We start from the raw sequence: 20061 nt of genomic DNA, 5'->3' as shown, positions 1-20061 counted from the left end.
CCTACTTGGAACAATCAGACACGAACGTTGAAGAGCAGTCAGCGGCTTCTGCACGTCAGCCCTCGACGCTCCCCCAGTCAGCTGCGCTGACAGCCCCCTCAGCCGAGGGGGCCAAGAAAAGGATAATCAGCCTTCCGTCTTCTGGGCGGCGCGGATCTTGTCCTTGGTGTCGCGGTCGTTGCCGCCGTCGCCGGTGGACAGCGCGGCGATGAACGCCTCCTGCGGCACCTCGACATGGCCGAGCATCTTCATGCGCTTCTTGCCGGCCTTCTGCTTTTCAAGCAGCTTGCGCTTGCGGGAGATGTCGCCGCCGTAGCACTTGGCGAGCACGTCCTTGCGCAGTGCACGGATGTTCTCGCGTGCGATGATGCGCGAGCCGATCGCCGCCTGGATCGGGATCTCGAACTGCTGGCGCGGGATCAGTTCGCGCAGCTTCTTCGTCATCATCACGCCGTAGCTGTACGCCTTGTCGCGGTGCACGATCGCGCTGAACGCATCGACCTTCTCGCCCTGGATGAGAATATCGACCTTGACCAGGTCGGCGGCCTGCTCGCCGTCCTCATGGTAGTCAAGCGACGCATAACCCTTGGTGCGCGACTTCAGCTGGTCGAAGAAGTCGAACACGATCTCCGCGAGCGGGATGCGGTAGTGCATCTCCACACGGTCGGCGGAGATGTATTCCATCGTGCCCATGATGCCGCGGTGATCCTGACACAGATCCATGACCGCGCCGATGAACTCCTTCGGCGTGATGATGTCGGCGGCGACCATCGGCTCGACGATCTTCTTGATCTTGCCGTCCGGGAACTCGCTCGGATTGGTCACGTGGTGTTCGCTGCCGTCCTCGGCAGTCACGTCGTACGGCACGTTCGGCGCGGTGGAGATCAGGTCGAGGCCGAACTCGCGATCGAGTCGCTCGGAGACGATCTCCATGTGCAGCAGGCCCAGGAAGCCGCAACGGAAGCCGAAGCCGAGCGCGACGGACGTCTCCGGCTCGTAGATGAGCGCGGCGTCATTGAGCTTGAGCTTGTCGAGCGCGTCGCGCAGTTCGGGGAACTGGGCGTTGTCGATCGGGAACAGGCCGGCGTAGACCATCGGCTGCGGGTCGCGGTAGCCGGGCAGCGGCTCGGTGGCGGGGCGCACGGCGGAGGTCAGCGTGTCGCCGACCTTCGACTGGCTCACGTCCTTCGCGCCGGTGATGATGTAGCCGACTTCGCCCGCGCCGAGCGCCTTGGTGGGCATCATGTCGGGGCTGATCACGCCGATCTCGATCGGGTCGTGGGTCATGCCGATGCCCATCATGTGCACCTTCTCGCGGGCGTGCAGTTCGCCGTCCTCCATACGGATGTAGGTGACGATGCCGCGGTACGAGTCGTACACGGAGTCGAAGATGAGCGCGCGGGCCGGGGCCTTCGGGTCGCCGTGCGGCGCGGGGATCTCCATGACGATGCGGTCGAGCAGTTCGGCCACGCCTTCGCCGGTCTTGCCGGACACGCGCAGCACGTCGCTCGGCTCGCAGCCGATCAGGCCGGCGATCTCCTCGGCGTGCTTGTCCGGTTCGGCGCTCGGCAGGTCGATCTTGTTGAGCACGGGGATGATGGTCAGGTCGTGGTCGATGGCCATGTACAGGTTCGACAGGGTCTGCGCCTCGATGCCCTGCGTGGCGTCGACGAGCAGCACCGCGCCCTCGCATGCGGCGAGCGCGCGGGAGACCTCGTATGTGAAGTCGACGTGGCCGGGGGTGTCGATCATGCCGAGCGTGTATTCGGTGCCGTCGAACGTCCACGGCACGCGCACGGCCTGCGATTTGATGGTGATGCCGCGCTCCTGCTCGATGTCCATGCGGTCGAGGAAGCGGTCGCGCATCTCGCGTTCGGGCACGATGCCGCTCAGCTGGAGGATGCGGTCGGCCACGGTGGACTTGCCGTGGTCGATGTGCGCGATGATGCAGAAGTTGCGGATCAGCGACTGGTCGGTATATCCGGGCTTGTTCTTCGGTTCGATCACCTGATCCGTCTCCTTACGGTCGTCGTTCACGGTTGTATTCGCCAAATATTCTAGTCTACCGGTGCCTATCGGCATTTTCCCGGCGACACTCCTAGTGCGGCGTATGTTTTATCCGCACGGCGTGTTATCATGACCGTTTGTATGTCCTTATAGCAAACGTCGTTTGGAGTAAATGTGGCAAACATTAAGTCGCAGAAGAAGCGCGTGCTCACCAATGAGAAGGCGCACATCCGCAACGTGGCCGTCAAGTCGGCCCTGAAGACCGCCATCCGCGCTACCCGCGAGGCCATCGCCTCCGGTGACAAGGCCGCTGCGGAAGCCGCCTACAAGGTCGCTGCCCAGAAGCTCGACAAGGCTGCCGGCGCTGGCGTGATCCACAAGAACCAGGCCGCGAACCGCAAGTCCGGTCTGGCTGTCGCGATCAACGCGATGTGATCATAACCCGTTAGGGTTCGAACAATCCCCGTGCACCATCATGGTTCGCGGGGATTTTTCGTATCTGCCGAACGATCATTGCAATCCGCTTACCGCCGCTCGTCCCGATCCTCACGTTCCGAGTCGCGCTCCCCCGCCTCCGGGTGGATCACCGGACGCGGCAGATACTTCGACTGGCTCGGCAGGAACAGTTCGCGCCGCTTCATCGCCCCGGGGAACGTGATGTCGAACTTGACCGACAGCAGTCGCAACGCCACGACAATCACCACGATCGCGCTGTCGAGAATGACTTCACCGGTGAAATCGACGATCCCGCTCTGCGCGCCCTTCATGACGAGCACGGTCAGGATGCATCCGACCGCGGAAGGGATCGCATACCAGTGCTTGTCGCGGATGACGAGCGGAATGTCGTTGAGCAGCATGTCGCGCACGAGGCCACCGCCGAGCGCAGTAAACATGCCCAGGAACGCGGCGGTCATGCCGGATGTGCCCATGAGCATCGCCTTGGATGTGCCGTTGACGGCGAACAGGCCGACAGAAAGCGCATCGAGGGTGAGCATCGACCATTTGAGCTTGTCGACTTCGGGATGGAAGACGGCCACGGCCAGACCGGAGGCCAGTGCGGTGAGCACGAATCCCCGGTCCGCGATGCCGACCGGAGGCAGCGAGCCAAGCATCACGTCGCGGATGATGCCGCCGCCGAGCGCGGTCAGCCATGCGGTGATCACCATCGCGAACAGGTCGTAGTTCTTCTTGACCGCGCACAGACCACCCATGAGTCCGGAGCAGAAGATCGCCAGATATTCGATCCCCATGAAGAACGCATTGCTCTCCAACGCCACTTCCATGAGCCGCTCCCCTCGTAACGTCACGCGTTCGGCAACCCATCGGTGCCGTAACGAGGGTACACCACGGTCTTGTCCCGCGATCCGCTCTCCCGCCGACTGTCGGATCGTCACTGCTGGTTGAGGATCCACGCCACCAAGAGGGCACCGCCGGCGAGGATGTCCACCACCGCGGCCCCGGCGAAGGCGATGAGTAGGATCGGAGCGCCGCGGTCCTCCTTCACCCATGCGTCGGACGGGTCGAACGGATCGTAGAGCACAGTCACACGATCGCCCTCATGCAGACTGCACGGACGTGACCACGTGCCGGATTCGATGCTGTATTCGCGGCCGGCGACCGTGTAGGAGAACACCGGCGACCATAACGTGCCGTCATTGTCGGAGGTTTCGAGCACTTCGCTCACAACGCCGTCGACTTTGGCGGTGCAGCGCTCGTGGTGGTCGTCCCTTTCACGAAACGCCCTGATGCAGGGGATCAGGATGAGCAGCCCGACGATTATCGGAGCGAGCGCGGGGATCAGCATGATCGGATCCCCCAACGAAACGGAACTATCCGATTCCGCGACCACATGGACCGTACGAGCCGCATCGACCCCCTCGGACACCGTTATCCCGAACATCGCGGCCACCACGGCCGCACCAGCGCCAACCGTTTCGATCATGGTTCGATTATCCCAGCGCGACCGCGCCGGCACACGAATTCAACATGAACCCGCGGTGAACTCTTGCGGCAGGATTGCACGACGGTATCGAAGATATCGCGCAGCACCGTGCAATATGGGCGAGAATACGAACGTGCGATCGTGGGCGCGTTGCTTCGATTGGATGCGATCGTGCACTGCGCCGGTTTCGATATCGCGGGTTCGGCGGAATGCACGCCGATGGAGTTGGTACGCCGACAGTTCGAGGTCAATTACTTCGGCATAGTACGGGTCAACGAGATCACGTTGCCGTCGCCCAAGCCATCGCTTCGACGATCGCCCGCCGCAATCCCCGGTCCGCCTCGCCGTCGGCGGCACATACTAGGCGCTCATGCAGCTCAAGCGCCTCCTCCCCGACCGCGCGGTCGAGCTCATCATGCGGCGCATTTATATGAAGTGATGCCCTCATAACAGCATTCGTCTAGGATCGGCGCCTCCTATGGACATTTCGCGACAACTGTCCTCATCGCGCCCGCCTTGGTACAGGCGTTCAAAAAGTACATCCCCGCCGACTACGTGGGCCTGACCAGCCTCGGCGTGAGCATCCTGCTCGGCGTCATCGCTATCGCCGCCACCAACGGCTTCCACAGCTACGGCTGGGGCATCGTCCTCACCGGCGTCATCGGCGTCGCGCAAGCCGTCTACACCTTGGTGAACCAAGCGTTCAGCGGCAAGCTCAGCAAAGACAGTGAAGCCAAATAAAAACAAGGAGTTAAGCCCGTCTCGTGTTGTGCGCGAGACGGGCTTAACTTGTGCGAGAGCCCCCGAAAGGCTATTCAGCGCCCATTTCAAATCCCTTGTTCACCGGTTCGTCGGGTTGTGGCTTTCTTCGGCGGGTTGGCGGAATTGGACCGATGCCGGTGTTTTTCGGAAAATGGGCCGGTGTTGTTAGTTCCATCCTCCGACGAGTTCGAGGCAGCAGTGGCCCGTTACCGAGTGTCCTCGGTAGGTGCCGACCACTTGGCTTGCGCCTTCGTATTTGCGCCCTGAGGGGTTCGGCGAAGCGATTTCCTGTTCGTCCATGATGGATGTGACGGTGAGTTTCGCTTCCCATTCAGGGATGGAGATGGTCCATCCGGTTGGGTATTTCATGCCGGTCACAGGACTTTCCCACACGTTGAAGGAGTTGCCGACCATCGGATCCACGCCGGCGGAAGATTGGGTGCCGTCCTCATGCAGGACGCTGGCCCAGCAATGTTCGCTGCCCGTGGCCAGTTCGGTTACACTCCATAGGCTGATCACGTCGGGATCGTTATCGAAGCAGAGGTTCATCCACAGCCATTTGCAGTTGTAGCCGTCCTTGAGGCTTCTGCCTTTGGGCATGCCGGCGAACTGACGGTCCATCCATACCATCCCCTCCACCTCGTGGCGCTGGCCGTCGAGAGTGATGACGCCTTTGGCAGCCATGTGCGGGAACGAGTATTGGTAGTTGGCCACTCCGGCGATCTGGAAGTAGCCGGTACCGAGACTGTAGAGCGGGTATCCGGTGCCGTGCAGGTCGAGATAGATGGATCCGTCCGGCATGGCCGATGCGATGCGCATGTTGTCGAGGTCGCCTTCGATGACGTCCTTGTCGGTGTGGATGTGCAGTCCCTGGCCTGCGACCTGTCCTCGCCTGACCTTGTAAAAGCGGTCTTCGTGACGGTAGATGCGTCCGGTCTCATCGGTGATGGACAGCACGCTGTTGATCATGCGCACCGGCAGGTATTTGGAGAACTGCAGGACGCTGACATGGTACATGAAGTCAAGGGTGTGGCCGCCCGTCTCGAAATGACCGACCCAGAACCATGAGTTGCCGACTTTGTCGGTGCGTATGAATGTGTCTTGGATGGGATCCACCAGCGGTTCGGTGCCGTGGTGGAAGGTACGGATGTTGTGGGTCAGCGAGTTATTCGTGGTGTTCATCATGTCTCGTTTCGTTTTGGTTCCGTGTCTGTTGATACGTTGTCGTTTTGGTCACTGCCCGACGAGAGTCCGTTTCGTCGTGCCTCGGCGCGTTCGAGTCGCCAGAAGCGCTGTGACGAGGGCGGCCGCGAGGATGACCGCGATGGTGGCGAATGCCAGCGTCGAGCCGAGTATGGATTGCGCGTGTTCGGTGGCGGTGGGCGCGAGGGTGGTGGACAGCGCGGAGATGGATACGATGAGGGCTGTGCCCATCGAGGAGGCGATCTGTCCGACGGTGTTGGTCACGCTTTGCGCGTGCCCGATGTTTTCGTTGTCGAGTGCGTTGATGCCCCAAGTGTTCACCGGGGTCATGGCGAACATGAGTCCCGCGTAGAGCACTGTATAGGCGCATGCCGTGAGGATGACCGAGGCGTCCGCGCCGAGCAGAGCCATGAGCACGCCGCCGATGGTCATGACCGTCAGGCCGGGCAGGGCGACCTTGCGGATGCCGTATTTGTCGAACAGGCGGCCCGAGACGATACCGCAGCATGCGCCGATGAGGGCGCCGGGAAGCATGGCGAGCCCGCTGGCGGTAGCGGATGCACCGAGCACGGTCTGGATGAACATCGGCACCATGACGTTGCAGCCCATGAGGGCGGCCTGCATGCACGCCACGATGATCACCGAATGCGCATAGGTGCGGTTGGCGAGGATGCCGACGCGCAGCATCGGCTCCTTCGCCTTGAGCTGTCGACGCACGAACACGGCGACGAGCAGCACGCCGATGACGATCAGCAGGACGGTGAGCACCATGTTGCCGGTGGACGTGAACGTGGACAGACCGTACAGCAGGCATGCCAGACCGATCGAGGAAAGCAGCACGGAGACGGGGTCGAACGCGCCCGGCTGGAAGCCGTCGAAGTTGCGCAGGTAGACGGCGGCCAACGCGATGACGATCAGCGAGACGACCGCCATGATGACGAACAGCGTGCGCCAGCCGAACGAATCGATGATCACGCCGGAGACGGACGGGCCGAGCGCCGGCGCGAAGCCGACGACCAGTCCGGTGATGCCCATTGCCGTGCCTCGGCTTTCCTTGGGGAACACGAGCAGGATCACCGCGGTGACCATCGGCATGATCGCGCCGGTGCACAGGGCCTGAAGCACCCGGCCGACCATGAGCAGAGGGAATGTCGGCGCGAATGCGGCGACGAGGCTGCCGGCCGCGAACAACGAGATGCAGCCGATGAACAGTCTGCGGGTGGAGAAGCGCCCCATGAGAAACGCTGCGAGCGGGATGACCATCGCCTCGACCAGAGAATAGCCGCTGGACAGCCACTGAACGGTGGTGGAATCCACCCCGAGGTCCTTCATGATGGAAGGCAGCGCCGGCGTGACCACCGACATGTTGAGCACGGCCAGCAATGTGCCCATGAGCAGCACGATGACCATGATCCATTGTTTTCTGTTGATGCCAAGTTTCACAATAACACTCCGATAAACAATAGTTGTTGATTATTCGACGAGCATCAATTATTATCGAAACACAACGGATGGCAACCACCGATATGCGACATTCTTCGCTTATGCGACGATTCGCCTGAATCGTCGCATAACACGCGACTTACAAGCCGATGCGGGAATGACGCCGCCGACAAACGAAAGGGGACATGGTGACCGATCTGCGCATCGTCAAGACCCGCAAGGCGATCCGCGAGGCGTTCCTACGCCTGCGGGCATCGGGAGTTCCGGTCTCGAAGGTCAAAGTCAAGGACATCTGCGACCTTGCTCTCGTCAACCCGAGCACGTTCTACAAGCATTACCTCGACGTCTACGACCTGAACGACAAACTCGAGGACGAGACCATCGACGCAATGCTGGAGCATTACCCCGCCAAGGACAAGATCCTGTCCGATCCGCTCGCGTTCCTCAACGGCTGGAGGCCGGCCATCGACAGCCAGATCGACGATCTGCGCATCCTGTTCGCAGACCGTCCCGAAGCCATGTTCCGCAAAATCGAAGCGACGCTCGTCGAACGGTATTCCGCCCAAGCGGCGAACGAGCACGAGCGCATCGCCGCCGTCTTCTCCATAGCCGGTGCGCTCCACTCACTCGGACTACTCAAGCTGGAGGGCGGGCAAAGCGACGACGAGATCATCGCGGCGGTCGCCGAGAACCTCAACGCCATCGCCGCTCGGATCCCCGACGGACGATAACGAACAACCCCTATACGAATCAACAGCATCATCACACGGATACTCTCAATCATCTAGTCAATCATCATGGAACAGATAACAGAACATCATCATCCCATCCCATCGTCGGCATCGCGATTCGCCGCATCGATACTGACTGCGCTGGTCTTCGTCGTCGCGCTGAACCTGCGTGCTCCGCTCACATCCGTCGGCCCGCTGCTGCCTCGAATAGGAGCGTCCGAACATCTCAACGCGACGATGCAAGGACTGCTCGGCTCGTTGCCCATCCTCGCGTTCGCCCTCGTCTCCCCTATGGTGCACCATGCGGCCGAACGCCTCGGCATCGAACGCACCGTGCTGGCCGCGATGGCGTTTCTGACGCTCGGCATCGTGATCCGTTCGACGTGCGGCACCATCGGACTGTGGGCCGGCACGCTCGTCATCGGCTGCTCGATCGCGGTGGGCAACGTTCTGGTGCCGGCCATAGTCAAACGCGACTACCCCGGCCACACATCACTGGCCACCGGCATATACTCCGCATGCATGACCGGCATGGCCGCGTTCGCCTCGGCCGTGACATTGCCCCTGTCCGATGCAATCGGGTGGCAGGGCACGCTCGGCATCTGGGCCATTCCCGCCGGAATCGTCACGCTGCTGTGGCTATGGCGTTCACGGGCGAATGCGCAAAGGACGACCCCGGCTGCGAAGACCGCCGCCGATGCGCAGCCCCGCAGCCGACAGAGTACGGCATCGGAGACCCGACTCCGCGTCTCCATGTGGAAAAGGCCGGAGGCATGGGCCGTCACCCTGTTCATGGGGCTGCAATCTGTGAACTATTACGTGTGCGTCACTTGGCTGCCCACCATCGAGGTCTCCTTCGGCGTGCCCGCCGACCGGACCGGCTGGCATCTGGCGGTCTTCCAGCTCGTCGGTATCGTCATGGGACTGCTCATCCCCGTGCTGCTGAAGGGCGACAGCCAGGTCGCCGCCGTTGTCGTCGCCAGCGTGCCATTGGCCATCGGTACGCTCGGACTGGCATTCGCACCGCGGCTCGATCTGCTGTGGATCATTGTCGCCAGCATCGGCTCGGGATGCTCTCTGGTCGTGGCACTCTCATTGATCGGATTGAAGACCTCGACCACCGAGGAGACGACGCAACTGTCGGGCATGGCTCAATGCGTCGGATACCTGCTCGCCGCAGTCGGTCCCACATTGGCCGGAACGATCTACGACATCACCTCGGGATGGCGGACGGTGCTCATCATGCTGGCCATACTAGCCGTCGCACAGACCGCCATCGGCATCATCATCGGACGGAATAAGGAAGCGGGGCGATGACCATGCTCGGCGAAACACCCTACGAAGCAATGGTACTAGCCAGGTCGGTGGGCTACTATCGCAATCGGCGGCTGATCCTTGCCGACGTAAACCTCACCATTGCCACCGGCGGACGATGGGTGCTGTTCGGACCGAACGGAGTGGGAAAATCCACACTGCTGGAAATGATCGCGATGCGCACCTACCCCAACGTCGGCGAACTGCGCGTCTTCGGGGACCGAACAGTCGCGGGCTCGGATCCGGAGCGCCGTCGCACCCGCGTGGCCATCGTCTCGGCGGCGTTCGGGCACAACATCGGGTCGGGAATGAACCCGCTCACGGTCGTCGCCTCGGGGATTCCAAGAGGAACGAAGGATTCGGCTGACGAGGCATACGAGAAGGCGTACGAGATGATGCGCCGGCTCGGCATCGCATATCTGATCGGCAAACAGTGGCGCAACCTGTCCGAAGGCGAACGCACGAGGGTGATGATCTCCCGCGCGCTCGTCTCGCCGGCGGATCTCCTAATCTTCGATGAACCGACCACCGGCCTTGATCTGGGTGGCCGTGAAACGGTATTGCGAGAACTATCGGCGCTGGCCTCGCGAGGGGACGAGCGCACGATGCTGCTCGTCACGCATCAAGTGGAGGACATCCCCGCCGGATTCGACCATATCGCGATGATGGGCCGAATGACGGAACACGAGTGCATGACATACCTCGACACGCATCCGCGCATCTACGCCACACTTGACGGCAACACGACACCGGGAACCATCACATTCACCGGACCACTTGACGAAGGACTTACCGACAAACGTCTCGAATCGATGTTCGGCGTCCCGTTACACGTAGAGCGAACCGGGCAGCGATGGAGAGCCTCGCACCGGCTGCGTTTCGCATGAGCGGTCCGAATGAACGCCTCGTCGCCGGTTCTAGTGCTCCTCAGTCATTATGTCGCATTCGACTGGGGAGCACTGGAACCGATGCGGACACCACCGGGACACAGCGACCGCGGAAAACAACGAAATCAGCAGCAATCAGCGAAATCAGTGGCAATCAACGAATCTGGCGAGGGTAACGGAACCGGCATCATTGCAACGAAAACGCAACTAACGAAGCTCGCGGAAACCAGCTGAGTATTTGAGTTTTGCCATTATTCCAAACAGCATCATCCCCCGGCTCAGCTCATGTACGCGCCGCCGTTGACGTCGATGCCCTGACCGGTGATGTAGCGCGCGTCGTCGCTGGCGAGGAACGCGATCACGCCGGCGACATCGTCTGTTTCGCCGAGCCGGCCGAGCGGGATGCCGGCCGCCGTGTAGCCGGTGCCGGCGGTCATCGCCGTGTTGATCACGCCCGGGCAGACGGCGTTCGCGCGGATGCCGTATTGGCCGAGGATCTTCGCATAGCTGCGCGTGGCCGTCAGCAGTCCTCCCTTGGATGCGGCGTAGCTGACCGACGAGGCGATGCCGCCGACGCGCGCGGCCAGAGAGGCGATGTTCACGATCGCTCCAGAGCGCTGCGGCTTCATGGTTTTGATCGCCTCGCGCACGCACAGGTGGGCGCCACGCAGGTTGATGTTCATGCACCAGTCCCATTGGTCGGCGTCGAGATCCTCGATCGGCGTGGTCGGGCAGATGCCGGCGCCGTTGACCAGGATGTCCAGTCTCGGAAACAGTTCGCCGACGCGTGCGAACAGCGCCTCGATGCTGTGCGGCTTGGACACGTCGACCTTGATGCCGTACGCCTCGCAGCCGTAACGTTCGGCGAGCACCGCGGCACTTCTCTCCGCCTGTTCACCGTTGAGGTCGGCCAGGATCACGCCGGCTAATCCTTCCGCGGCCATCCGTTCGGCCGCCGCGTAGCTGATGCCGCGCGCGCCGCCCGTCACCACTGCATACTTGCCGGCGAATCGTCCTCCCGTCGGAGTGTCTCCGGCCATGTCGTTCGTCATTGAATCGTCCATCATCGAACCTCCTTGCTGCGAATGCAGCCAAGTATAGGCACGATGGCCGGTCCGACTTGCGCAGTCCCGTTCAGGGATAGAGAGAACTTTCACAAGTGGGCAAATACGGATGCGAGAACCCGTAAGTGGGTATTTCTCAACCATTATGCCCCTCAAATCGGAGCTTTTTGGTATCCAAATACCCACTTACGGATTTTCGTGTCCGTATTTACCCACTTTCCACGTGCAAACGGGCGAAAGAGGGACGAATACGGACATGTACGGCTCACACAACATGCCGCGGTCATTCAAGACTGTCGGTGACGAGTGTGGCAAAGGCGCCGTTGCGGTCGAGCAGCTGCTGGTAAGTGCCGGTTTCGCTGATGCGGCCGTGATCGAGGACGACGATCTGGTCCATGTTGGTCAGAACGCGCGGCCGGTGGCTGATGACGATCACGGTGACACCGGCAGGACGGTTGGCGATCAGGTCGTGGTAGATCGCAGCCTCGGCGGTCGCGTCGACCGCGGCGGTCGGCTCGTCCAATACCCATAGCGGCTTGCCGGACAGGAACGTGCGCGCCAACGCAAGGCGCTGCCATTGGCCGCCCGACAGGCCCACGCCGCCCCATTCCTGACCGAGCTGCGCGTCGAGCCCGTTCGGCAGCGCATCCACGATGTCGAGCGCGCGGGCGCGATGCAGGCCGTCGCGCAGTTCGCTATCCATGTGGCGGCCTGCGGGGTCGATGAACTCGCGCACGGTCACTTCGATGTGCGTGAAGTCCTGGAACACCATGCTCGATGCGCCCAGTCGTTCCGTCCATGCATCTAGGGAACGCTCGCCACCAGGCTCCTCCGAGGTCAAGCCAACGGTGCCATCCGGCGCGTCGAGTATGCCGGCGATGAGCTTGACGAGCGTGGTTTTGCCGGACCCGTTCTCGCCCACCAGCGCGACGATCGATCCCGGTGCGACGTCCAGCGATACATCGTTCAACGCCGGAGTCTGGGCGGCCGAGGTCGGCTTAGTCTTCTCACTTTCCACATCGCCGTTACCGCCCGATTCGTCGTCGCTCTTCGCGACGGTCGGATATGCGTATGTCAGGTGCTCCACACGCACGCCAACCGGCCCCTCCGTCTCGGGGATCGCGGGATTCGCGTGAAGCAGATCCATGAGCCGGTCGTAGGCAAGGATCATCGGCGTGGACGCCATCAGGTTGCCGAACGCCTCGCCCGTGGTGCGCGTCACCGACAGTCCCGTCATGATGCCGACCAGGGCCGCCGGAATGCTCGTGGCCGCCGCATGGCCGGATGTCAGGATCAGCCAGAACGCGCCGCCGGTCAACAGCGCGAACGCCAACGAGCTCGCCACGGTCAGCTGCACCCTGCGCCATGAGACGCGTTCCCACATGCCGGCCATGGTGAAATACCTGACTCGTGCTTGCGCCGGAATGCCGAACGAGCCGGCCGTGGCCGCGATTTCCGTACTCGACGGCGGATAATCCAGCAACCGTTCGAAGTAGTTCGCACGACGTGACTCCTTGCCGCGCTTCGGCCATAGTTCGTTCGCCAGTTTTTCCACGCCGAACTGTGCCAGCAATTCGGGGATCATCGCCACCGCGATCATGACCGCCGCCAACGGATGCATGTGCCACAGAGATCCGGCCAGCATGATCATCGATATCAACGCGCCCACTACCGACGTGGCGTCCGCGGCCTGCGAGGCCACATTGTACGGGATGGCGTCACGCGCCGCACGCACTTGTGCGGTCACCTCGTCGTCCAAGGTCTGTGCCGGCGTCAGGTTGGCCAGCGCATCGGTCAGATCGGACTGGTATTCGGCCATCAACGGCTCCTGCAACAGGTCGCGCATGTCCTGCGCCAACGACGACGATACCGACATGAGCACCGCGCCCACCGTCAACACCACCAGAATCAACGCGAACCGGCCCGCGCCAAGCGCCGACCCCATGCCGAGACCGTCCGGGCCGCACGCCCAGCCGATCATCCACACCTGCAACGACGGCATCGCCATCATTACCAGCATCGACAGCCACATCACCACCGTACGTACCGGACGCTTGCGCAACGCATACGCGCTCGTACGCCACGACGTCACCATCGCGTCACGAAACGGCCTCAGCCGGCCGACCTGATCCTTCTTCTCACTCTTGTTCTCAAACACAGTAGGACAGCATAGAAAGTCAACGTTAAAAAAATTACGACCAACCGTCATCGTGAGAACAGTCGTCATTCTCAATACGACAAGATCCCCGCGAACAATGCCGTTCGCGGGGATCTTCAGTTAATCAATACCGAGAATCGGTCTCAGCAAACCTTCCACATCCAGTTGTGCGGATCGTCGATCTCGCCGAGCTGGATGCCGAGCAGTTCGTTGCGCAGCGCGACGGTCAGCTCACCGGAGCCGCCGTCGGCGACGGTCACATCGAACTTCTCGGACTTGAAGCGACCGATCGGGGTGATGATGGCGGCGGTGCCGCAAGCGAACACCTCGGTGACCTCGCCGGACTTGATGTCCTCGAGCAGCTGGTCGAGCGCGATCATCGTCTCGACAACGTCATGGCCCTTGTCCTGCAGCAGCTGGATCAGCGAGCGGCGGGTCACGCCCGGCAGGATGTTGCCGGTCAGCGACGGAGTCTCAACATGGCCGTCCTTGTGCACGACCATCATGTTCATGCCGCCAAGTTCCTCAAGATAGGTCTTGGTGGCCGCATCCACGAAGCACACCTGCTGGCAGCCGTTGGCGATGCCCGTGTACTCGCCGAGCAGGGAGGCCGCATAGTTGCCGCCGCACTTGGCGAAACCGGTGCCGCCGGGGCCGGTGCGGAACCACTTGTCCTCAACCCAGATGCTCACCGGCTTGACGCCGCCCGGGAAGTACGGGCCGGACGGGGACGCGATCACGCAGTAGTCGACTTCCTGCGGGGCGCGCACGCCGAGGAACGGCTCGGAGGCGAACATGAACGGACGCATGTACAGCGTGTACTCACGACGGGACGGCACCCAGTTCACGTCACGCTTGACGAGCGCGGCCACGGAGCCGAGGAAATCGTCGATCGGCAGTTCCGGCAGGTACAGACGCTTGGCGGAGTTCTGGAAACGCTCGGCGTTCGCGTCCGGACGGAACAGCCAGGTGGAACCGTCGGCGTGGCGGTAGGCCTTGAGGCCTTCGAAGCATTCCTGCGCATAGTGCAGCACGGATGCGCCCGGGTCCATCTTGAGCGGCGCATATGGCTCGATACGACGGTCGCCCCAGCCTTCGCCCTTGGTCCAGGTCATGTGGGCCATGTTGTCGGAGAAGACCTGCCCGAAAGCCGGCTTGTCGATGAGTTCGTTGCGCTTTGCATCGGAGGCCGGGTTGTCGTTCGGCAGGACGGTGAACGGCTCGGCGAGCTTGTCGAGGGCCGCGGAATCGTGATGGGATTGTTCAGTCATTGCTTACTTCTTTTTATACGATGCCCGCCGCAGCGCTCGTTATGCAGCGTCTGCCACGGCCGGCATGTGATGGTGTATGCAATCGGCGCTTGTGGCACCGGTTCTGGTTGTTACTCTCTCACACACCCACACCGGTGGGCATGCTGGATTTCACATTATGAATATGGATTGCGCAAGGCATGATACGGGCCACATGAACGCACGAAGGTCCGTACAAGTTCGTCTCGTACGGACCTTCGCGGTATCGATGCAGCGTCGATACGGTATCGATTATCTCGGATTACCGAGCGTCAGATGATCGCCTAGTCGGATCACTTGGCGTCCGCGGCCGGAGCGGCAGCGGCGTCAGCCGGGGCGGCGGCGTCGGCGGCCTCCGGAGCGGCGGTGGACTCGGTGGCATCCTCCGGCACCTCGACGGTGACGACAGACTCCTCGAGGTCATCCATATCGAGCTCGACGCCCTCCGGCAGGACGATGTCCTTGAGCAGGACCTTGGTGCCGTCGGTCAGGCCGTCGACGTTCACGACGATCTTCTCCGGCAGGTTGGCGACATCGGCGCGGACCTTGAGCTCCTGCACGTCGACGAACGCGACGGCGACGCCCTTCGGGGTGCCCTCGACGAACACCGGGACCTCGACGTCGATCTTCTCGCCGGCCTTGACCTCGTAGAAGTCAACGTGCTCGACGATGCGCTTGACGGGGTTGCGCTGCACGTCCTTGACGACGGCCAGCTTGGTCTGGTCACCGAACGCGATGGAGAACAGCGCGTTGGTGTGACGCAGGGACAGGGTGGTCTCCTTCATCGGGAGCTTGACGAACACCGGGGCCTCACCGCCGGCGTAGATGGTCGCCGGGATCTGCTTGGCGACGCGCATACGGCGGGCAGCGCCCTTGCCGAACTCGTCGCGGACTTCGCCCTCGAGCTTGATGGTGGTAGCCATGATTGGTCTCCTTGGTTTGTTACTTGTCGTTCTGTCTGTTTGACGCCACGACGCGTCGCAGAACGCACCAAGGAGGTGAGCCATACGCCGAGTCGATTACGGAAGACTTGGGGACTCTTACGAGACGGTATCTTCCCTCGCCAAAGCAACATGCTTCGGCTCGGTTGGGTCGCGCGGATGCCGCGCTCCCCTCGCCTACAAACAGTCCACCGGACTGTTTGCTTAACGGCTCGGCCTGCCAAAGCAACAGCTCACCAGTATACGCAGCCGCCGGACATACAATGGAAGATAGCGTATTGCCATAGGGAATCGAGGATGCGATGAGGCGGGTTACACGCAATGTTCTGATCGGCGCCGGGGCCGTCGCCGCGGCTGCCGGCATGCTGTACGGGGTGGGCGAGGCCATGTTCCGGTTCACAATCGACACGCGATTCCCCTGGTCGATGATGAAACTCGTCAGGACCGGCAAGGTCAGAGGCGCGGATCTGGAAGGGCCGCACCGGGACGCCGACGAGGAGGCCGAGGCCGCACGATGGTTCGACGAATCGAAACAGCCGGTGGTCGCGTTCAGCGAGGACGAGCTGAGGCTGCACGGATGGCTGCTTGATCCCGATTGCGTTTCTCCGCAACCGCATCTGTACGCGATCTGCATGCACGGCTACACAGGGACGCCGGCCGAAATGGCGAAATACGCGCACCGGTTCGCACGCCTCGGATTCACGACGCTTGCTCCCGCGATGCGAGGCCATGAGCTGAGCGAGGGGCGGTATACCGGTATGGGCTGGCTGGAGCGGCGTGATCTGATGACGTGGATACGGCTGATCGTCGACAGCGATCCCGACGCGCGGATTCTGCTGGACGGCCTGTCGATGGGCGCGGCGTGCGTGATGATGACGGTTGGCGAGCCCGACCTGCCGCGCAACGTGGTCGCGGCGATCGAGGACTGCGGGTATACGTCCGTATGGGACCAGTTCCTGTTCAACGCGAAGGGACTGTACCGGCTGCCGAACAAATGGCTTGCCGTACCGGTGGTCAGGGCGATGAGCGCCGCATGCCGCCGGACCGCGGGATACGGCTTCACGGAGGCGTCGAGCGTGGCGTCGCTCAGGCACGCTACGGTGCCGATGCTGTTTATCCACGGCGCGGCCGACACCTTCGTCGACCCGTCGTTCCTCGATCGCAATTATCAGGCGTGTGCGAGCCTGCACCGGGATCGGTTGCTCATCACCGGCGCCGGACATGCGATGAGCGCGAGCACGGCCCCGGATATGTACTGGCGCAAGGTCACCGGCTTCGTGCGCGGCGTGTTCGGGTTGTAGATACGAAGAGCTGTAGATACGAAGAAAGGGCGGTTTCCTTATTGGAGGAAGACCGCCCTTTCTTGTTGGGCGTGTTACGCGATGAGCTCCTTGACGGCTGCGATGACGGCCTGCAGTCCCGCCTTCGCGTCGCCGAACAGCATCTGCGTGTTGTCCTTGAAGTACAGCTCGTTTTCGATGCCGGCGTAGCCCTTGCCGCGGCCGCGCTTCATGACGACGACGTTCTGTGCCTTGTCGACGTCGAGGATCGGCATGCCCGAGACCGGGGTGCCGGGGCGGCGTGCGGCCGGGTTGGTGACGTCGTTCGCGCCGACGACGAGCGCGACGTTGGCGCTCGGGAACTGCGGGTTGATGTCGTCGAGGTCGACGAGCTCCTCGTAAGGCACGTTTGCTTCGGCGAGCAGCACGTTCATATGGCCGGGCATGCGGCCGGCGACCGGGTGGATCGCATATTCGACCTCGACGCCGTGGCCCTTGAGCAGCTCGCCCAGGTCGGCGAGCTCGCGCTGCGCCTGCGCCTGCGCAAGGCCGAAGCCGGGCACGAAGATGACCTTGTCGGCGTAGACGAGCTGCACGGCCACATCGTCGGAGGAGGTCTCCTTCATGGTGCCTTCGGGGCCTTCCGCGCCGCCGGCCGCATCGGAGCCACCGCCGAATCCGCCGGCGAGCACGCTCATGAGCGGACGGTTCATGGCCTTGCTCATGGCGAGCGACAGGGTCACGCCGGCCGCGCCGACGAGGGCGCCGGCGACGATGAGCGCGATGTTGTTGATCGCGAGGCCGCTCATGGCGACGGCGGTGCCGGTGCACGCGTTGAGCACGGAGATGACGACCGGCATGTCGGCGCCGCCGATCGGGATGACGAACACGAGGCCGTAACCGAGCGCGAACACGGTGGTCAGGATGCACCAGAGCACCGCGTTGGACGGCTGCACGCACAGCATGACGAACGCGATGACGGTAAGTGCGATGAACGCGATGTTCCACACGCCCTTGGCCGGCAGGGTGAGCTTCCTGAGGAACTTGACGCCCTGCAGCTTGCCTGCGGCGACGAGCGATCCGGTGAACGTGACCGAACCGATCATGATGCCGAGTCCCGCGGTGATGAGCACGACGAGGCCGGGACCGGCCGCGTCCTCAGAGTTGAGGATGTCATTGAGCGCGACGAGCGCGGCCGCGCCGCCGCCGACCGTGTTGAACACGGACACGAGCTGCGGCATGTCGGTCATCTTGACCTTTTTGGCGCTCCACACGCCCGCGATCGCGCCAATCGCGATGCCGGCGATGAGCAGCACGACGGCCACGCCGTGCTGGAAGCCGTTGCCGATCTCACCGACGAACAGCACGATGAACGCCATGACGCAGGCCATGACCATACCGGCCGCGGAGATCAGGTTGCCGCGACGTGCGGTCTTCGGCGAGTTCATGAGGTGCAGGCCGATGACGAACATGACGGCGGCCAGCAGGTAGACGAACCATTCGACGACACCGAGCGGCGTGCCCAGCGTCTGTTCCAGCGTACCCATTTACTTGGCCTCCTCGTTCTTGTCGGCGTCCTGCTTCTTGGTCTTGTCGGACTTGAACATCTCGAGCATGCGGTCGGTGACCACGTAGCCGCCGACGACGTTCATCGTGCCCAGCACCGCGGCCAGGAAGATGAACACCCATGCGAGCGGGCTGGTGGCGTGCGCGGCGACGATGACGACGCCGACGATGACGATGCCGTGGATGGAGTTCGCGCCGGACATGAGCGGCGTGTGCAGGGTCGCCGGCACCTTGCCGATGACCTCGACGCCGATGAGCAGCGCCAATACGAACAGGGTGATCGCTACGACGATATCCATGATGGTTCTCCCCTTTCTTCCCCTACGCCTGTGCCGGGGCCGCTGCGGGCCGGCCGGCGACGATGAGCGCGTCGTCGAGTTCCTCGTTCAGGTCGATGACCAGTCTGCCGTCCTTGGCGAAGTGCGCGAGCACGTCGCCGACGTTGCGGGCGAGCAGGTTCGTCGCGGTGTTGGAGACGTCGCTGGCCAGATACGGCGCGCCGATGATGGTGACGCCGCCGTCGGTGACACTCGTGCCGACCGTGGAACCTTCGACGTTGCCGCCGAGATCGCTGGCCGCGCAGTCGACGATCACCGCGCCGCGCTTGAGGCCGTCCACGCCGGCCTTGGTGAGCAGTACCGGGGGCTTACGGCCGGGCACCTTCGCGGTGGTGATGATGACATCAAAGCCGGTGGCCTTCTGGTCGACGGCCGCCTGCTGGGCGGCCTGTTCCTCCGGGGTGAGGGCTCGCGCGTAGCCGCCTTCGCCCTGTCCGGCGGAGAAGTCGAGACCGAGGTCGAGGAACTTCGCGCCGAGCGATTCGACTTCACCGCGCGAGGCCGGACGCACGTCGTATGCGGTGACGACCGCGCCGAGCCGGCGTGCCGTGCCGATGGCCTGCAGGCCGGCGATGCCGGCGCCGAGGATGAGCACCTTGGCCGGGCGGATGGTGCCGGCGGCCGTGGTCATCATCGGGAAGAACGATCCGTAGGCGTTGGCGGCGACGAGTGCGGCCTTGTAGCCCATCACGGAGTTCTGCGAGGTCATTTCGTCCATCGACTGCGCGGAGCTGAGCTGGCGGGGCAGTTTCTCCATTGCCACGCCGACCAGTCCGGCCTTGTCGAGCGCGGCCACATATTCGGCGTCGGTGAACGAGCCGAGCATGCCGATCACCCATGTGCCCGGCCTGAGCCGTCCGATCAGTTCCGTGGACGGCCGGTCGACGAATCCGAGCACGTCGGCCTTGTCGATCACCTCGTCGGCGGCCAGCACTTGCGCCCCCGCCTTCACATAGTCATCGTCCGTGTATTGCGCGGCCAGTCCGGCGCCGCTTTCCAACAGGCAGGATACGCCAGCCTTGCGCAACCGTGTGACGATGTCGGGCGTCAATGCGACGCGCGACTCGTGCTCAGATGTTTCGTTAAGAACACCAAACGTCACGACGGCTTCCTGGGTTTCAGCCATGAGAGCCCTT

At 62.8% G+C, this 20061-nt stretch carries 18 protein-coding genes; 6 read left to right on the top strand and 12 right to left on the bottom strand.

All coding sequences use genetic code 11. The features are described from left to right. Positions 1–126 precede the first annotated feature (126 nt). Positions 127–2007, bottom strand: a complete 1881-nt coding sequence (lepA, locus tag KIH76_RS04120; RefSeq protein ID WP_214374614.1) for a translation elongation factor 4 — start codon at positions 2005–2007, stop codon at positions 127–129. Between the two features lie 174 nt (positions 2008–2181). Here lepA and rpsT point away from each other — a divergent pair, with 174 nt between their 5' ends. Further along, complete coding sequence (rpsT, locus tag KIH76_RS04115) at positions 2182–2442, top strand: 30S ribosomal protein S20 (RefSeq protein ID WP_214373522.1); 261 nt, start codon at positions 2182–2184, stop codon at positions 2440–2442. Positions 2443–2531: 89 nt separating this feature from the next. On the opposite strand, the gene KIH76_RS04110 is transcribed toward rpsT, so the two are convergent. Both KIH76_RS04110 and KIH76_RS04105 read right to left on the bottom strand, forming a co-directional pair. After that, positions 2532–3290, bottom strand: coding sequence for a trimeric intracellular cation channel family protein (locus KIH76_RS04110; RefSeq protein ID WP_214373521.1), 759 nt, complete (start codon positions 3288–3290; stop codon positions 2532–2534). A 107-nt stretch (positions 3291–3397) separates the two neighbouring features. After that, the gene (locus KIH76_RS04105; protein WP_219069392.1) at positions 3398–3949 is read right to left on the bottom strand and encodes a DUF3592 domain-containing protein; all 552 of its coding nucleotides are present in this window, start codon (positions 3947–3949) and stop codon (positions 3398–3400) included. Positions 3950–4465: 516 nt separating this feature from the next. Between KIH76_RS04105 and KIH76_RS04100 the strand changes: the two genes are divergently transcribed. After that, positions 4466–4690 carry a hypothetical protein gene (locus tag KIH76_RS04100; RefSeq protein ID WP_217625341.1) on the top strand — a complete coding sequence of 75 codons (225 nt, stop codon included), beginning with the start codon at positions 4466–4468 and terminating at the stop codon, positions 4688–4690. A gap of 186 nt (positions 4691–4876) precedes the next feature. Here the strand turns inward: KIH76_RS04100 and KIH76_RS04095 are convergent, their stop codons facing one another. After that, positions 4877–5896, bottom strand: a complete 1020-nt coding sequence (locus tag KIH76_RS04095; protein ID WP_219069390.1) for a lipocalin family protein — start codon at positions 5894–5896, stop codon at positions 4877–4879. 48 nt (positions 5897–5944) lie between these two features. Next, positions 5945–7357, bottom strand: a complete 1413-nt coding sequence (locus tag KIH76_RS04090; protein ID WP_219069388.1) for a DHA2 family efflux MFS transporter permease subunit — start codon at positions 7355–7357, stop codon at positions 5945–5947. Between the two features lie 185 nt (positions 7358–7542). Between KIH76_RS04090 and KIH76_RS04085 the strand changes: the two genes are divergently transcribed. From KIH76_RS04085 to KIH76_RS04075, 3 genes are all read left to right on the top strand, one after another. Beyond that, a complete protein-coding gene (locus KIH76_RS04085; protein ID WP_214373517.1) occupies positions 7543–8088 on the top strand; it encodes a hypothetical protein in 546 nt (181 codons plus the stop codon). Between the two features lie 66 nt (positions 8089–8154). Beyond that, positions 8155–9405 (top strand): CynX/NimT family MFS transporter, encoded by a 1251-nt coding sequence (locus KIH76_RS04080; protein WP_219069386.1) that lies wholly within the window; start codon positions 8155–8157, stop codon positions 9403–9405. After that, complete coding sequence (locus KIH76_RS04075) at positions 9402–10289, top strand: ABC transporter ATP-binding protein (protein WP_236036807.1); 888 nt, start codon at positions 9402–9404, stop codon at positions 10287–10289. The genes KIH76_RS04080 and KIH76_RS04075 overlap by 4 nt, the downstream gene beginning before the upstream one ends. A 278-nt stretch (positions 10290–10567) precedes the next feature. Here the strand turns inward: KIH76_RS04075 and KIH76_RS04070 are convergent, their stop codons facing one another. The 4 genes from KIH76_RS04070 to KIH76_RS04055 form a co-directional block, all read right to left on the bottom strand. Beyond that, positions 10568–11356 (bottom strand): SDR family NAD(P)-dependent oxidoreductase, encoded by a 789-nt coding sequence (locus tag KIH76_RS04070; protein ID WP_214373514.1) that lies wholly within the window; start codon positions 11354–11356, stop codon positions 10568–10570. Positions 11357–11636: 280 nt separating this feature from the next. Continuing rightward, positions 11637–13511, bottom strand: coding sequence for an ATP-binding cassette domain-containing protein (locus KIH76_RS04065; protein ID WP_338023561.1), 1875 nt, complete (start codon positions 13509–13511; stop codon positions 11637–11639). Between the two features lie 143 nt (positions 13512–13654). Then, positions 13655–14782: a branched-chain amino acid aminotransferase gene (locus KIH76_RS04060; RefSeq protein ID WP_219069384.1), complete on the bottom strand. Its 1128-nt coding sequence runs from the start codon at positions 14780–14782 to the stop codon at positions 13655–13657. 311 nt (positions 14783–15093) lie between these two features. Then, positions 15094–15723 carry a 50S ribosomal protein L25/general stress protein Ctc gene (locus tag KIH76_RS04055; RefSeq protein ID WP_219069382.1) on the bottom strand — a complete coding sequence of 210 codons (630 nt, stop codon included), beginning with the start codon at positions 15721–15723 and terminating at the stop codon, positions 15094–15096. A gap of 320 nt (positions 15724–16043) precedes the next feature. Here KIH76_RS04055 and KIH76_RS04050 point away from each other — a divergent pair, with 320 nt between their 5' ends. Further along, positions 16044–17042 (top strand): alpha/beta hydrolase, encoded by a 999-nt coding sequence (locus tag KIH76_RS04050; RefSeq protein ID WP_219069380.1) that lies wholly within the window; start codon positions 16044–16046, stop codon positions 17040–17042. 74 nt (positions 17043–17116) lie between these two features. On the opposite strand, the gene KIH76_RS04045 is transcribed toward KIH76_RS04050, so the two are convergent. The 3 genes from KIH76_RS04045 to KIH76_RS04035 are packed head-to-tail and all read right to left on the bottom strand — an operon-like array spanning position 17117 to position 20051. Next, the gene (locus KIH76_RS04045; RefSeq protein WP_214373510.1) at positions 17117–18568 is read right to left on the bottom strand and encodes an NAD(P)(+) transhydrogenase (Re/Si-specific) subunit beta; all 1452 of its coding nucleotides are present in this window, start codon (positions 18566–18568) and stop codon (positions 17117–17119) included. Beyond that, positions 18569–18886, bottom strand: a complete 318-nt coding sequence (locus KIH76_RS04040) for an NAD(P) transhydrogenase subunit alpha part 2 (RefSeq protein WP_152359064.1) — start codon at positions 18884–18886, stop codon at positions 18569–18571. It lies immediately after the preceding gene. Positions 18887–18908: 22 nt separating this feature from the next. Beyond that, positions 18909–20051: an NAD(P) transhydrogenase subunit alpha gene (locus KIH76_RS04035; RefSeq protein ID WP_214373509.1), complete on the bottom strand. Its 1143-nt coding sequence runs from the start codon at positions 20049–20051 to the stop codon at positions 18909–18911. Positions 20052–20061: the final 10 nt, after the last annotated feature.

It is taken from the genome of Bifidobacterium simiiventris, from assembly GCF_019331715.1.
Classification (GTDB): domain Bacteria; phylum Actinomycetota; class Actinomycetes; order Actinomycetales; family Bifidobacteriaceae; genus Bifidobacterium; species Bifidobacterium simiiventris.
Note: the sequence above shows the minus strand (reverse complement) of the source record. Positions and strands in the feature narration are given on the sequence as shown.

What these genes read in the sequence shown, in the direction of transcription:
- KIH76_RS04110 (WP_214373521.1), bottom strand. Translation starts at nt 3,290, where the DNA reads ATGGAAGTGGCGTTGGAGAGCAATGCGTTCTTCATGGGGATCGAATAT.
- KIH76_RS04055 (WP_219069382.1), bottom strand. Translation starts at nt 15,723, where the DNA reads ATGGCTACCACCATCAAGCTCGAGGGCGAAGTCCGCGACGAGTTCGGC.
- KIH76_RS04060 (WP_219069384.1), bottom strand. Translation starts at nt 14,782, where the DNA reads ATGACTGAACAATCCCATCACGATTCCGCGGCCCTCGACAAGCTCGCC.
- KIH76_RS04040 (WP_152359064.1), bottom strand. Translation starts at nt 18,886, where the DNA reads ATGGATATCGTCGTAGCGATCACCCTGTTCGTATTGGCGCTGCTCATC.
- KIH76_RS04050 (WP_219069380.1), top strand. Translation starts at nt 16,044, where the DNA reads ATGAGGCGGGTTACACGCAATGTTCTGATCGGCGCCGGGGCCGTCGCC.
- KIH76_RS04085 (WP_214373517.1), top strand. Translation starts at nt 7,543, where the DNA reads ATGGTGACCGATCTGCGCATCGTCAAGACCCGCAAGGCGATCCGCGAG.
- KIH76_RS04045 (WP_214373510.1), bottom strand. Translation starts at nt 18,568, where the DNA reads ATGGGTACGCTGGAACAGACGCTGGGCACGCCGCTCGGTGTCGTCGAA.
- KIH76_RS04095 (WP_219069390.1), bottom strand. Translation starts at nt 5,896, where the DNA reads ATGATGAACACCACGAATAACTCGCTGACCCACAACATCCGTACCTTC.
- KIH76_RS04075 (WP_236036807.1), top strand. Translation starts at nt 9,402, where the DNA reads ATGACCATGCTCGGCGAAACACCCTACGAAGCAATGGTACTAGCCAGG.
- KIH76_RS04035 (WP_214373509.1), bottom strand. Translation starts at nt 20,051, where the DNA reads ATGGCTGAAACCCAGGAAGCCGTCGTGACGTTTGGTGTTCTTAACGAA.
- KIH76_RS04105 (WP_219069392.1), bottom strand. Translation starts at nt 3,949, where the DNA reads ATGATCGAAACGGTTGGCGCTGGTGCGGCCGTGGTGGCCGCGATGTTC.
- KIH76_RS04080 (WP_219069386.1), top strand. Translation starts at nt 8,155, where the DNA reads ATGGAACAGATAACAGAACATCATCATCCCATCCCATCGTCGGCATCG.
- KIH76_RS04070 (WP_214373514.1), bottom strand. Translation starts at nt 11,356, where the DNA reads ATGATGGACGATTCAATGACGAACGACATGGCCGGAGACACTCCGACG.